General features: G+C 39.0%; 14 protein-coding genes. 3 read left to right on the top strand and 11 right to left on the bottom strand.

Features of this window, described 5'->3' with window-relative positions; genetic code table 11:
• Nucleotides 1-41 precede the first annotated feature (41 nt).
• The 3 genes from BCU84_RS01040 to BCU84_RS01050 all read right to left on the bottom strand — a co-directional run bounded on the left by BCU84_RS01040 (nt 42) and on the right by BCU84_RS01050 (nt 1962).
• A complete protein-coding gene (locus BCU84_RS01040) occupies nt 42-482 on the bottom strand; it encodes a YcgN family cysteine cluster protein (RefSeq protein WP_102526242.1) in 441 nt (146 codons plus the stop codon).
• A gap of 42 nt (nt 483-524) precedes the next feature.
• Nucleotides 525-1499 carry a lytic murein transglycosylase gene (locus BCU84_RS01045; RefSeq protein ID WP_102526243.1) on the bottom strand — a complete coding sequence of 325 codons (975 nt, stop codon included), beginning with the start codon at nt 1497-1499 and terminating at the stop codon, nt 525-527.
• A 184-nt stretch (nt 1500-1683) separates the two neighbouring features.
• Complete coding sequence (locus BCU84_RS01050; RefSeq protein WP_102526244.1) at nt 1684-1962, bottom strand: YcgL domain-containing protein; 279 nt, start codon at nt 1960-1962, stop codon at nt 1684-1686.
• A 120-nt stretch (nt 1963-2082) separates the two neighbouring features.
• Between BCU84_RS01050 and minC the strand changes: the two genes are divergently transcribed.
• Genes minC through minE form a run of 3 tightly spaced genes read left to right on the top strand, consistent with a single transcriptional unit; the run spans nt 2083 to nt 3849 of the window.
• Nucleotides 2083-2748 carry a septum site-determining protein MinC gene (gene minC, locus BCU84_RS01055; protein ID WP_102526245.1) on the top strand — a complete coding sequence of 222 codons (666 nt, stop codon included), beginning with the start codon at nt 2083-2085 and terminating at the stop codon, nt 2746-2748.
• A gap of 28 nt (nt 2749-2776) precedes the next feature.
• Nucleotides 2777-3586: a septum site-determining protein MinD gene (gene minD, locus BCU84_RS01060; protein WP_102526246.1), complete on the top strand. Its 810-nt coding sequence runs from the start codon at nt 2777-2779 to the stop codon at nt 3584-3586.
• 2 nt (nt 3587-3588) lie between these two features.
• Nucleotides 3589-3849, top strand: coding sequence for a cell division topological specificity factor MinE (gene minE / locus BCU84_RS01065; protein WP_102526247.1), 261 nt, complete (start codon nt 3589-3591; stop codon nt 3847-3849).
• Nucleotides 3850-4030: 181 nt separating this feature from the next.
• Here minE and rnd read toward each other — a convergent pair whose 3' ends face one another.
• The 8 genes from rnd to BCU84_RS01105 form a co-directional block, all read right to left on the bottom strand.
• A complete protein-coding gene (gene rnd / locus BCU84_RS01070) occupies nt 4031-5143 on the bottom strand; it encodes a ribonuclease D (protein WP_102526248.1) in 1113 nt (370 codons plus the stop codon).
• Between the two features lie 79 nt (nt 5144-5222).
• Nucleotides 5223-6896, bottom strand: a complete 1674-nt coding sequence (gene fadD, locus BCU84_RS01075; protein ID WP_102526249.1) for a long-chain-fatty-acid--CoA ligase FadD — start codon at nt 6894-6896, stop codon at nt 5223-5225.
• 234 nt (nt 6897-7130) lie between these two features.
• Entirely contained in the window at nt 7131-8063 is a 933-nt protein-coding gene (locus tag BCU84_RS01080; protein ID WP_102526250.1) for an alpha/beta hydrolase, read from the bottom strand.
• Nucleotides 8064-8129: 66 nt separating this feature from the next.
• Nucleotides 8130-8999: a class I SAM-dependent methyltransferase gene (locus tag BCU84_RS01085; RefSeq protein ID WP_102526251.1), complete on the bottom strand. Its 870-nt coding sequence runs from the start codon at nt 8997-8999 to the stop codon at nt 8130-8132.
• Nucleotides 9000-9070: 71 nt separating this feature from the next.
• On the bottom strand, nt 9071-9757 hold the full coding sequence (locus BCU84_RS01090; protein WP_102526252.1) for a M50 family metallopeptidase: 687 nt from the start codon (nt 9755-9757) through the stop codon (nt 9071-9073).
• The gene (locus BCU84_RS01095) at nt 9750-10196 is read right to left on the bottom strand and encodes a hypothetical protein (protein ID WP_102526253.1); all 447 of its coding nucleotides are present in this window, start codon (nt 10194-10196) and stop codon (nt 9750-9752) included. The genes BCU84_RS01090 and BCU84_RS01095 overlap by 8 nt, the downstream gene beginning before the upstream one ends.
• Nucleotides 10197-10259: 63 nt before the next feature.
• The gene (gene tsaB, locus BCU84_RS01100; RefSeq protein ID WP_102526254.1) at nt 10260-10967 is read right to left on the bottom strand and encodes a tRNA (adenosine(37)-N6)-threonylcarbamoyltransferase complex dimerization subunit type 1 TsaB; all 708 of its coding nucleotides are present in this window, start codon (nt 10965-10967) and stop codon (nt 10260-10262) included.
• 332 nt (nt 10968-11299) lie between these two features.
• On the bottom strand, nt 11300-13225 hold the full coding sequence (locus BCU84_RS01105; RefSeq protein WP_102526255.1) for an ATP-dependent DNA helicase: 1926 nt from the start codon (nt 13223-13225) through the stop codon (nt 11300-11302).
• Nucleotides 13226-13680: the final 455 nt, after the last annotated feature.

A 13680-nucleotide genomic window follows, 5' to 3' on the forward strand; every position in this document is an offset into this window, starting at 1 on the left:
AGTGCTTTTTTGTTGGGTATTATAACGATTTTCGATGCAAACTAATCGATGTCTTTTAAAGGCCAAAGTACAATATGGTCAAAAACATCACGGACACGTTTTTCATTAATGGTTTTGCCTTTTACTGATATCCCCGCCGCATGCATAGCGTCTTTAGAGCCCGTAATAAGCGGATGCCAACTTGGTAACGTTCGGCCTTCATTGAGGCGTTTATAAGCACAAGAATCAGGTAACCAAGTCAATTCAGCGACATTATCAACCGTAATGGCTGTACATGCTGGTACGTATTTAAAACGTTCAGGATAACGACGACAATTACATGATTCATCATCTAATAAATGACAAGCGGCATCGGTGTAATACAACTCTTCAGTTTCATCATCAATTAATTTGTTTAAGCAGCACTTGCCGCAACCATCGCACAATGATTCCCATTGCACGGTGGTTAATTCGTGCAGTTTTTTTTCAATCCAAAATGACATAGTTCAATACAGCATTAGCGTTACATTGCCGACATTGTACCATTAATTGATTGGAGGATTTTTAATTCGTTCTGAAAGGTAAGTCACAGTGAGTAAAAAATGTTCTTTAACTGACCATGCTTGTAATAAGCGGAAATTATTATAAACCAAATATTGACGACCTTTGTCACCATCAGGCATTAATAATGATACTTGCATATCATCACGTTTAGGTAAGTCATTACCGTTATAACGTCTAACACCTAATTTTTGCCATTCAGTGAATGTCTCATTATATTCAGTGCCAACCATATAACTGTCTATTGGATTTATTGAGCTCACCTGTCGACCCCAAGTCTCATCATTTTTCCAGCCAGCATCTTTTAACATCGCAGCTGCAGTTGCAAAAGCATCAAACTGGTTATTCCAAATATCTTTTAATCCATCGCCATTACCATCTTGAGCGTATTGTAAATACTGCGAAGGCATCAATTGCATATGCCCCATGGCACCTGTTGATGAACCGATAAGTTGTTCATATTGTATTTGGGTATTATCCAGAATTTTTAACGCTGCAATAAACTCATCAACAAAAAATTGCTCTTTGTTGCCTGAATATGCATTAGATGCTGTTACAGATAGAATTGGGAAATTGCCTTTTTGCTCACCAAATTCCGAGGTCATCCCCCATAAGGCAACTAAAAAACGCGGCTGAATGCCGTAACGGTCACCTAAATCAATTAGCGATTCATGTTGCTCTTTAAACATTGCTCGGGCTGTGCTGACAGTAATTTCTGGTGCATTTTGAGGAATGTAACTTTCAAGGTTTATTGTTCTGTTAGAACCATTTGCAGTAGCACGCTTAAACACTTTAATTTTTGAAAAATGTTCATTAATGGTGGTCTGTGATACACCAGCAAGCAAGGCTTTATCTTTTAATGTAGCTAAGTAATCATCAAAACTGACGCTCTGTTGAGCATATGCCAAATTAATAGTAAAAAAAGTTACTATTACAGATGAAATGATCTTCCCAATCATAAATTGTCCTAAATTAACTCATTATTGCTGTTTTTGTTCTTATTAACTTAACGTTAACACATTTGTGTTAACGTCGAAATACCCAATACATAACCACATAAAATCAAGATATTATCTTATACAAACTGGAATTCAAAACAAACCAATATTCCAAAATAAATCATCACTTATAATATAAGCGACTTTAATCACTGAGCCCTAAACTTTTACGGTGCTCATCCAATAAATTTGTCACCGGTGGTGGTAACTGAAGATAAAAACCTTTGTCAGCTAATTCAGATCTGACTTTTTCGATATCAGCCATCGCAAGTTCTTCTCTTTTAGACAATGGAACCAACATGACCAACTTAGGCGTGCCAAACATTTTCATTAAAGGTTCTGGAACAGCATCAAAAACATCACGTTTCTCAACAAATAAGTAGGTATCAAGTTTTCGGCTACTTTTATATACGGCACATATCATTTTGGGGTTAAATTCCTCTGTTTCTTGCTTGATAGTCAACTACGCACACTATAACATGGACAATTAATAAATTATTGCAATTCAGTTCTCATACTGACATTTTTGGAGATTAACGCCTGGATGGCCACACAAAGTCTTGAGTTGAAAGCCACATCTTTTACTCTTTCAGTACTTCATATTAATACACATGATTTTAACGCCATTGCTGCTGATTTAGATACTAAGTTATCTCAAGCACCCCAGTTTTTCATTGGTGCGCCTTTAATCTTAAATTTAAGCGCAATTGAAAGTCATGATGTTGATCTCGCTGCATTAAAACAACTTCTTACTGATAACCAACTGATCATAGTTGGTGTAACATCTGCTAATGAAAGCATTAGTCAGCAGGCTAAAACATTAGGCTTAGCCATCGTAAAATCAGGCAAACAAGCCAAAAACATGCCAGCTCCGACAAAAGAAACCAAAATCATTAAACAAAATGTGCGTTCTGGGCAGCAAATATATGCAAAAAATGCCGATTTAATCATTTTTGGTGCGGTCGGTAATGGTGCTGAAGTCATTGCAGATGGTAGCATTCATATATATGGCGCTTTACGCGGTAAAGCTATGGCTGGAGCTGCTGGTGATAGAAACAGTATTATCATTGCAAACTCACTCGATGCAGAATTAGTTTCAATTGCTGGGCAATATTGGCTAGCAGAACATTTGCAGCAGCATTGTAGCGATCAGCGAGGTTGCATCCGCTTAACTAGCGATACACTCATGGTTGAATCATTGCCTCAATAGTTGGCAACTTAAAAGGATATAATAACAAATGGCACAAATAATTGTTGTCACATCAGGTAAAGGCGGCGTTGGTAAAACAACGTCAAGCGCTGCGATTGCAACCGGCTTAGCATTAAAAGGCAAAAAAACCGTCGTAATCGATTTTGATATCGGTTTACGTAACCTTGATTTAATTATGGGTTGTGAACGCCGTGTTGTTTATGATTTTGTCAATGTCATTAATGGTGAAGCGAATCTAAATCAAGCACTCATCAAAGATAAACGTTGCGACAAACTGTTTATTCTTCCTGCTTCCCAGACCCGTGACAAAGATGCGTTAACCAAAGAAGGCGTTGGCGGTGTACTTGACGAATTAAGCAAAGATTTCGATTACATTGTTTGTGACTCACCAGCGGGTATTGAACAAGGTGCAATGATGGCACTTTATTTTGCAGATATCGCTATCGTAACCACAAACCCAGAAGTGAGTTCTGTACGAGATTCAGATCGTATCTTAGGTATGTTGCAGAGTCGTTCTCGCCGCGCTGAACAAAATCTTGAACCAATTCAAGAGTTTTTATTACTAACTCGTTATTCTCCTGCTAGAGTTAAAACAGGTGAGATGCTCAGTGTTGAGGATGTGTCTGAAATTTTAGCCATCAAATTATTGGGGGTTATTCCTGAGTCGCAAGCTGTACTCAAAGCCTCTAACTCAGGCATTCCTGTCATTAATGATGACGAAAGCGACGCAGGTTTAGCTTACGCTGACACTGTACAACGTTTACTTGGTGAGGAAGTGCCGTTTAGGTTCCTTACTGAAGAGAAAAAGGGATTCTTGAAAAGGATTTTTGGTAGCTAATTATGTCAATACTCGATTATTTCAGAAGCAATAAAAAACCGAATACTGCTGTTACAGCAAAAGAGCGTTTGCAGATAATTGTCGCCCATCAACGCGGCGAGCGTGATGCGCCTGATTACTTCCCTAAAATGAAGCAAGAAATCATTGAAGTCATTCGTAAGTATGTACAAATATCTGAAGATCAAGTGTCAGTGCAACTTGACCAAAATGATGACAAACTCTCTGTATTAGAGCTCAATGTTACCTTACCTGACGGTAAGTAACCTTAGGCATATTTTGATGGTCATATGATGTAACGCTCGAATGAGCTAATTGTATGAGCTAGTCGTATGAGTAAGTCAGTATCTGATTTATATGCATAAACAAAGCCTAGATAACAATGGATTATCTAGGCTTTTTTATTGACTCGATTTATAGCAATTGACACAGTCAATTACAGGAAATTTATCCAAATTTGATATTATCAAGCGCTTCATTAACAAGCTTGCCGCGCCAGCCCGACAATAACAAAGGCGTTGGCGTTTGTTTCTTATGATGAAGCCATAGCAAGAATTCATGTATCAAACGTTTTGATCCAATAAACTCAATTGCTACTTCTTTTTCTTCAGCAATGGCCGCTAAAATCACCTTAACTTCTTTAAATGATGCTTTGTAACCATTCTTAAGTGCAATAACGTCAACGGCTTCAGGTAAGTTTTCTAAGTCTGCTGTTTGCAGTATTTTGATTAACTCTTTGCCATGAAAACGTTTCTCATGATCCGTTAAATCATTTAACTGATTCAGCTCAGTTACCGTTTTAGGCTGTTTTTTAGCGAGCGCTATCAACGCATGATCTTTAATGATAAAGCCAAGCGCTGAGTCTTTCTTTAACGCTTTTTGTAATCGCCATGTCGCTAACACTTTCAAGTATGCCAACTGCTTTGGGAATAACTGAAATGCGTTTTTAATTTTTAAATAAGCAAGCTCTTCATTAGGCGGCGTTAAGCGCCCTTCAGTCATGCGCTCACCTTCTTCAAGTAACCAATCCATTCTTTTAGCTTCAGTGACTTTAGCTAACAGTTCTGGGTAAAGTTTATATAAGTAATAAACATCATTGGCTGCATATTGAAGCTGTGCATCTGTGAGCGGACGTTTCATCCAGTCAGTTCGCGACTCGCCTTTGTCAATTTCAATGTCTAAAAACAGCTGCACTAATTTTGCGTAACCAACACCATGACCTAAACCGCATAAACTGGCTGCAATTTGGCTGTCAAATAATGGAGATGGCTGGCATTGACCATAACGGGCAAACACTTCTAAATCTTCACTGCACGAATGGACTAGTTTGGTGATTTTCGGATCGGATAATAACTGCCAAAAACAACTTAAATCAGGTAAAGCAACTGGATCAATTAAAGCCAACGTTTTACCGTCATATGCTTGAATTAAACCTAACTTAGCGTAATAGGTTCTTGTTCTGACAAACTCGGTATCTAATACCAGTAACTCACTTTGCTGGTATTGAGCGACTAATTGCTCAAGGCTTGCTTGGTCGCTAATGTATTCAAACGATAACAAAATTCTCTCCAGTATTAACTTAGCGCCAATGTAAGCATAAATGATATGCAATAAAAAGCCGGCTATTGCCGGCTCTACTTTACGCTGATTTAACTTCGTCTCGAAGTTCTCGTCGTAAAATCTTACCTACATTGGATTTTGGTAACTCGTCTCTGAATTCTACCAGCTTTGGTACCTTATATCCTGTTAAATGATGACGACAATGCTTAATAATATCGGCATCAGTTAAACTGCTATCTTTAGCAACAACAAATATTTTAACTAGTTCACCACTAGCATCATTTGGTACGCCAACAGCAGCAACTTCAATCACTTTTGGGTGCAATGCAACGACATCTTCAACTTCATTAGGGAATACATTGAACCCTGAAACGAGGATCATGTCTTTTTTACGGTCAACAATGAAGAAAAAGCCCTTTTCATCCATGTAACCGATATCCCCTGTCGCTAACCAGCCATTCTTATCAATGACTTTAGCTGTTTCTTCAGGGCGCTGCCAATAGCCTTTCATCACCTGAGGACCTTTAGCAAACAATTCACCGGTCTCACCTTGTGCTAACACCTTGCCTTCATCATCACGGATTTGAATGTCCGTTGAAGGTGCAGGGAAACCAATAGATCCATTGTAACCATCAAGGTTATATGGGCAACACGTAACCAATGGTGAAGCTTCAGTTAAGCCATAACCTTCAAGTAAGCGGGTTTGAGTAATGTTCTGCCATTTATCAGCAACCGCTTTTTGCACCGCCATACCACCGCCAATTGACAATTTTAGACGACTAAAATCTAGACTCTTAAAATCTTCATCATTGACTAAGGCATTAAACAAGGTGTTTACCCCAGTTAACGCAGTAAAAGGATACTTTTTAAGTTCGCCCACAAAAGCGGGTAAATCACGAGGGTTAGTGATTAATAAGTTTTTACTGCCTTTATGAAGGAACAATAAGCAGTTAACCGTTAATGCGAAAATATGATAAAGCGGTAATGCAGTAACAACAAATTCTGTGCCGTCTTTAAGCGCTGGTGAATATGCGCCATTAGCTTGTAAAACGTTACTTAACACATTGCCATGGGTAAGCATTGCCCCTTTGGATACACCAGTTGTACCACCTGTGTATTGCAAGAATGACAAATCTTCAGCGTTAATTTCAGGTTTAATATACTGCAGGCGGCGACCTTTAGTTAATGACTGCCTAAAAGAAAGTGCATGAGGCAAATCATACTTTGGCACCATCTTCTTGATGTATTTAACAATGAAATTAACTAATGTACGTTTGGGTGCGCTTAGTTGATCTCCAAGACCAGTAATGATCACTGACTCTACAGGCGTTTCAGCAACCACTTCTTCTAACGTACGTGCAAAATTAGAGACGACAACAATGGCTTTGGCACCAGAGTCGACTAATTGGTGTTTTAGTTCACGTGGGGTATAAAGCGGATTGACGTTAACTACAACCATACCAGCACGTAATACGCCAAATAATGCAATCGGATATTGCAATAAGTTAGGCATCATTAAGGCGACTCTGTCACCTTTTTCAAGCTTTAATTCATTTTGTAAATAGGCTGCAAATGCACGACTTCTTTCTTCTAACTTACGGTAAGTTAATGTCGCCCCCATATTAATAAATGCAGGTTGGTCAGCATACTTTGATACTGCAGATTCAAACATATCGACTAAAGAAGTAAATTGGTTAGTATCAATTTCCGCCGGTACGTTTTCTGGTAGATTATTTATCCAAGGCTGGTCCACAAGTTTCTCCTATTTATCCTGACACATGCTATGAAGCAATGGCTTCAATAATCACGGTGTCAAAAACACTGCATCTTAAGCTAGCGTAAATTATTTTTATTGATACTAGCGACAGTAAAAACGTTATTGTTAATTATTATTCTCAGCCATACAAAAAATCATACGACCGTTTAAATTTAGACCATAATCACATAAATGAAAAAAAAAGCCTAGTGATTTTGCAGTGCTAAAGGCTTAATTTAGAATAAATGTTCTAATCGTGTTAGCAACTTGGTCCGCGCTGCCCATATGCAAATGATGATCCCCTTCTATTTGCACATCAGTTAAATCGTTAAACCACAATGTTGCTTGAGGCAAAGCTAATTTTAACTGTTTAAAGCCCTGTTCGGCTAATATTAATAGGCATGGTGTGTCACTGACGCTCATTAAAGCGTCAACCTGTTCAAAGGTTAATCTATAAGGTGAATCAAGCTTTAAACGCGGATCACTTTTCCAACAATAACACTGATTTTTAATTTCAAGATTACGCTTAATAATTAACTCGCACCACTGTTTGTCCATGCCAGTTAATTGATGACGGGCATTGACTGCACGTTCAATGGATAATTGCCTATTGGGTTCTTGGGCTTGCTTCGATTGTTGTTGCTTAGATTGTTGCAGCACTGCTTGATTATATCGATGGTGCTGTTTAAAACTGCGAGTGAGTCGCTCTTTTGAATGTTTAACAGACTCAAATAAAGGCGCCAGAGCTTCAATTAACACTAGTTGAGTGACTTTGTTTGGAAAAGCAGCATTATAAGCTGCAGCAACAATACCGCCGAGTGAATGACCAATGATTGTGACTGGTTGCTCTTTAGTTAGCTTTGTCATCAACTCATCTAAATCATAAAGGTAATCTATCCAATGCAGTGGATAATGCCCAGGACGATGTTGTGAAAAGCCATGACCCGGCCAATCTATCGCAATCAATTGAAAGTCATTGAATAGGTTAAGCTGCTGAAATGCGTTGACCAATGGCACAAAACTGTCAGCATTATCTAGCCAACCATGTAGCGCGAGTAATATCGGTTTATTTTTATCGCCATAACGTTTGGCGGCTAAACGAATATGAGCCAATTGAAAATCGACATCCTCATACTGCTGCGATTTTACAATTGACTCATTCATTTCAGACTTCTTATCTTGCTAAATACAAATACGTATTTTAGTTAAACGATTACTTAACTTAAAAGATTACTTAGCTTTTTTGACAAATTTAAGTGTCATACGATCGCTTTCGCCGATATCAAGATACTTTTGCTTATCTTGATCTTCTAGGGCTAAACGTGGAGGCAATGTCCATACGCCTTTCGCATAGTCCTTAGTGTCTTTTGGATTCGCATTGATTTCAGATGCAGCAACCAAAGTGAAGCCCACTTTTTCAGCTAATGCAATCATTTCAGCTTGATCCATGTAGCCACTATCAAACGACATTCCTGGGTTTGCGCGATGTTCAACAACGCCAAATATTCCGCCATCTTTAAGTACTTTATAAGATGCAGTGAACGCGTTTTCTAGCTGTTTTTGACCAGCCCAATTATGAAGATTTCTGAAAGTCAGTACATAATCAGCACTATTATCGATACCTAAATCAACTGATGCAGGAGGCTGGAAAGTCACGGTAGAAGCATTACCTACCGCTTCTTTATTGTCACTTAACCAAGTTTCAAATTTTTTGCCCGATTTAGCATAGTACTGCGTACGTTTAGTATCTTCTTTCGGGTTAGTCTCAAAAATACCACCAATGTACTTGCCCTTTTCAGCTAAGTAAGGCGCTAAAATTTCAGTGTACCAACCACCGCCTGGCCATAGTTCAATAACGGTATCATCTGCTTGAATACCTAAAAACGCGAGTGTTTCAGCTGGATTACGATGCTCATCACGTGCAGCATTTTTTTCGCTACGAAATTCACTCGCAACGGCTGCTGCAAGTTGTGGGTTAATTTTGACTGCTTGGACTTTTTCGCTGCTTGCATGGTCATGTGCAATGACACTGCTACTGACTGTGGCTAAACCTAGTGTACTTAATCCCAGCGCAGTGGTTAATAGTAACGTACGTTTCATTGTCTTCTCCCTGAAGAAATTGTCTTTTAAAATCAGCAACTGATACGGCAAATGTTGCTAAGTTGATCACTCTAAACTGTTTCTGGTTTTTTGTCGTCAACTCTTCGCCAGCACATCCATAACATAAAACAACTAAACACCAACCACATGATGACCCAGAGCCAAGAAGGCAACCAAGTAAGCTGAGAAAGCTTAGCTGCATCACCTTGAGTAGATAGCCCAAATAATACCGTAGGGCTTGTCATGGCATTGAGCACAATCATAAGACCGAGCATACGCAATAAACTATTCAACCAGGCACTATGGTCGAATTTCAGCGGCAGTAATAAAAACATTGCCAGAGAAATGAGAATACCAATGGTGAGTATATCTCGCGCCCAAAACACAATAGATGCCACGACTGTTAAGCCTAGTAAACCTAAAGTAAAGCGGATTCCGGCGCGCCATGTGGCTAATAAAAATATAAGATATCCCCAAAGCGCAGCGCCAAAATAGCCACTGAAGGTGATTAATGGCGCAAAGCCACCTTGGGTGAAACACAAGCCCGCACCGTTTGGAAATAACTGGATTTGATTAACCATACCACCGGTAATAATAGCGGCTATTCCATGAGAAATTTCATGAAAGTAACTTTCAAACCATTTAAATGGGATGCTAATAAAAGGCAATTTGGTAATAAGGAATGCCACAAAAAGTTCTAGAAAAAATAACCCTTTGGACGGAATAGCAGATAAGCTTTTCGGCTTAGGTTCATGCATATAAATCAATGCCCACCATTTGTTGAATTTGATCCCGTTGAGCAGCGTGCTGATTGAGCAAGTATTCTTTTATTGCACCTTCACTGCCTTGAGAATGATGCTGATGAGCATGACTTGATGTTTGTTGATCATATTGTACTTTGGCATCAACAGCAGATTTTATCGCTGACTCATCAAAATAAAGCACTTGCTCATTATCCGGAACAAGTTGGCCATCATTTTGATTAACGTTATTAACTGCAGCGTTGGTTTTTGATTGCGCTTTAATGGCTGATATATCACTAACAGCATCTACTTGAGCTGAAGCGTTTGGCTTAATAGCCTGAGGCGCCGAACCATTACTGATTGAGAAAGGGTTATAGGAAGACAATGGCTGAACGGCCGAATACATTGATGATTGCATTGATGAGTGCATAGTTGATTGCATAGCTGGTTGCATAAATTGTCCTCCTTTGGTTAATTAACTCACGTGCACAGATTCAAAATGTGATGATAACCTAGGTTATTCTCTGCCAGGAAGCTTTTTCCAAGTCACAGTATCCCGAAGGTAAACTGGTGCTAAATCATCAACTGTCGTAGATAAACCTTGCTCAAAACCAACCTTAGCTAACTTAAGCATAGCTTCAGCATCAGGAAGTTTAATATCTGTCATGATGATTGAATCAACTTCAGCTAACAAATCTGGGTAAGCATCAAAGCCTGTGCCGCAAAGCATAATTTGTTGCTTAGGATCTAACGTAAGCGTGACTTTATCTGGGTTGGTCACATACTCTTCGTCAACCAAAGTTGCAATGCCGTCGACTGCAATAAACTGACCCCAGTAGATTTCATTCATTCTAGCGTCAATAGCGACAAAAACTTGTTTTGCATCAGCTGAGTCAATGGCCATTTGTGCCATTGTCGCTAACGTCGATATGCCAATAACAGGAATATCATGTCCTAGGGCTAAACCTTGCGTCATGCTTGTGCAGATACGGATACCAGTAAAGCTCCCAGGTCCACGGCCATATGCAATCAAGTTTACATCAGCAATTTTGATCTCGGCTTCTTTTAATACTTCATCAACCATTGGCAATAAACGCTGACTATGCTCTCTTGGTGCATTGGCTGAGCGGCTAAATCGTTGCTGCTGTTTAATTAAAGCCGCAGAACAAGATTCTGTACAAGTATCTAATGCAAGTATTGTTAAATCTGAATCAATTTGAGTCATGTAAGCCTTGTTAACCCTAGGGCCTGTTGATCTTTCAAGGTTGTTTATGCAGCGAGTTATTGGCCATTATTACAAGGCAGAGACTTTGTAGTGTAGTTATTCTACATAAAAAGTCGATAACGTAGTAAAAATGGCCAACAAACGCTGCCCAAGGGGTTCGATTAAAAGCGTTTTACTCTTTGTTGAATGCATCTTTGTCAATAAAAGATGCTTAGATGACTAGGCATCAACTCATCCGCCTCGATTACAACGCTTTTATTTCGAACTAAACTTAACCAGCAAAGAACAACAGGCCCTAGAATATATCTTTAAATAATGGACGATATAATAACTTATGGGATACGTTTTAAAAAGCTTAACGCAGTATCTAAATCTCGAGTACGGCTCATTGGCGGCAAAGAGTTAATAAAAGCCTCACCATATGGACGGTTCACTATACGGTTATCACACAAAATTAATACGCCGCGATCTTTTTCATCCCTTATCAAACGCCCTACTCCTTGCTTCAAACTGATCACTGCTTGCGGTAATGAAATAGTCTGAAATGGATCTTTATTACTTCGCTCTGCATTGGCGGCCCTTGCACGGTATAAGGTATCGTCAGGTGATACAAATGGCAGTTTATCAATGATCACGCAACTTAATAAACGCCCCCTAACATCAATGCCTTCCCAAAAACTGCTAGTACCCAGTAAAACCCCATTGCCGAGCTGACGGAATTTATTCAATAAGCTTTGCTTACTGGCTTGGCCTTGGACTAATAAAGGGTAATTGACCTTACGCTGCAGTGCTATTGCCACTTGCTGTAGCATGTGATGGCTGGTAAATAAAATAAAGGTACGGCCTTGCGCTGCATTAATCGCTTGAGTGCAAACATCAACGAGTTGATTGACATTAGCCGCAGATTGGCCTGATTTAGCCAGATGCCTTGGCACACAAAATAACGCCTGATTTGGGTAATCAAATGGGCTATCTAGAATAATTTGTTTTGCTTTTCCTAAACCTAATTCGTCTGCGAAATGTTTAAGCTGACGATTTACTTGCAATGTCGCTGAGGTAAAAATCCATTGGGTGTTTTTATCAAATAACTGCTGACATTGTTTGGCAATATTAATTGGCGCAACTCTCAACATGGTAAAGCGGCCACTAGGTTCAACACTGTACGCGGCGTTTTGATCATGGCATTCAAAATAGCTCTGCAAATTGCCTATCAAAGTAGCAAGTTGAGTGACGATAGAATCTAATGTCTCGCTACGCCCGACATGCTCAGTGGTGACCTTCAAAATTATCGTCAGCTCGGTTAATAAGTCCCATGATTGAGTCGCAAGTGATTTGTTCGATATGACTTGGCGCCAATCGGTCACTTCAGCTTCCAGTAACTCGTTTTGCCAATGGGATAATTTCACTAAGCTTCGCTGACTTAATTGCTCTAATTGGATGGTGTCACGCAGCTCGGTGCGATAAACATCAATCACCTGATTTAATAGACGGTCTATATCTCGCGTGGCAATTTGTTGGCCAAAATAATTAATGCAAACATCTGGCACTAAATGCGCTTCATCGAACACCACCACGTCCGCTTCAGGTAATAATTCAGCAAAGCCTGTGTCTTTTAATAAGCGATCAGCAAAAAACAAATGATGATTGACCACCACCACTTTTGCATCCTGGGCTTTAATTTTTGCTTTACGACTAAAGCAAGCATCGTAATAAGCGCACTTTTTACCCGTACAGCTTTCTTTAGTGCTAGTCACCGTGCCAATAGTGGCAGAGTTTTCAGCAACGGCAGTCAGGTTTCCAATATCACCATCTTTGGTCATACTGGCCCACTGGTTGATCTTAATGAGTTCATCTACCACTTGAGGAGACATTTTGCTGATGTTCTGCAGGTTTTTCTCAAGCCTTAGCTGACATAAATAGTTACTGCGACCCTTTAATAAAGCAGTTTTTGGCGCGACAGAAAACATTTTCAGCAATAAGGGTAAATCTTTAAAAAATAATTGCTCTTGAAGGTTTTTACTGCCGGTACTGATGATAACTTGTTTGCCACTCAATAATGCAGGGATCAAATAAGCATAAGTTTTACCAACACCTGTACCCGCTTCTAAAATGAGATTGTGCTTATTAGCGACGGCATCACTCACCGCCATTGCCATATCAAACTGGCTCTGTCTTGGTCGGTATTGATGAATACTTTTCGCTAAAGCGCCTTCAGATGAAAAAGCTAATTCGACTTCTTTTTGTAATCTACTGCTCACAATTAACTCTTAAAGATGAACTCATTGGTACCACTTTTTATCGGGTTATCAGACTAACGGCTTTTATCTATCATATTATCTATGTAATTAGCACGCTTAACAATTCAAATACTAGGTAACATTAAATATTAAGTTGAATTGACGAGTAAGACTAAGTTTGAAATTAACTTTCTTACTTTCATTTCCTTTATAAAATTTTCACAATCAAACCTGTCGATATATCAGCAGTGTTTCGCTTACTTGTATATACAAACAGAACAAAAATAAGTCTAAAAATCATACTGATATAAGTTATATTTTTTATTTTGAAAAAAATCACAATAAGTCTTTATTCTGTATTGCAAACAAATTTAAAAGGGGTTAGATTGTTTGTAATGAAATTACACAAGCTAATTTAAAGAGAATTTATTATGTTCATCCGAGTCGATACAAACCATCATCATCACCATTTGCGG

Source organism: Shewanella sp. 10N.286.51.B7 (genome assembly GCF_002873615.1).
Taxonomy (GTDB): domain Bacteria; phylum Pseudomonadota; class Gammaproteobacteria; order Enterobacterales; family Shewanellaceae; genus Shewanella; species Shewanella electrodiphila.

What these genes read in the sequence shown, in the direction of transcription:
- BCU84_RS01040 (WP_102526242.1), bottom strand. Translation starts at nt 482, where the DNA reads ATGTCATTTTGGATTGAAAAAAAACTGCACGAATTAACCACCGTGCAA.
- BCU84_RS01085 (WP_102526251.1), bottom strand. Translation starts at nt 8,999, where the DNA reads ATGAAACGTACGTTACTATTAACCACTGCGCTGGGATTAAGTACACTA.
- minE (WP_102526247.1), top strand. Translation starts at nt 3,589, where the DNA reads ATGTCAATACTCGATTATTTCAGAAGCAATAAAAAACCGAATACTGCT.
- BCU84_RS01095 (WP_102526253.1), bottom strand. Translation starts at nt 10,196, where the DNA reads ATGCAACCAGCTATGCAATCAACTATGCACTCATCAATGCAATCATCA.
- BCU84_RS01090 (WP_102526252.1), bottom strand. Translation starts at nt 9,757, where the DNA reads ATGCATGAACCTAAGCCGAAAAGCTTATCTGCTATTCCGTCCAAAGGG.
- minD (WP_102526246.1), top strand. Translation starts at nt 2,777, where the DNA reads ATGGCACAAATAATTGTTGTCACATCAGGTAAAGGCGGCGTTGGTAAA.
- tsaB (WP_102526254.1), bottom strand. Translation starts at nt 10,967, where the DNA reads ATGACTCAAATTGATTCAGATTTAACAATACTTGCATTAGATACTTGT.
- BCU84_RS01080 (WP_102526250.1), bottom strand. Translation starts at nt 8,063, where the DNA reads ATGAATGAGTCAATTGTAAAATCGCAGCAGTATGAGGATGTCGATTTT.
- BCU84_RS01050 (WP_102526244.1), bottom strand. Translation starts at nt 1,962, where the DNA reads ATGATATGTGCCGTATATAAAAGTAGCCGAAAACTTGATACCTACTTA.
- BCU84_RS01045 (WP_102526243.1), bottom strand. Translation starts at nt 1,499, where the DNA reads ATGATTGGGAAGATCATTTCATCTGTAATAGTAACTTTTTTTACTATT.
- minC (WP_102526245.1), top strand. Translation starts at nt 2,083, where the DNA reads ATGGCCACACAAAGTCTTGAGTTGAAAGCCACATCTTTTACTCTTTCA.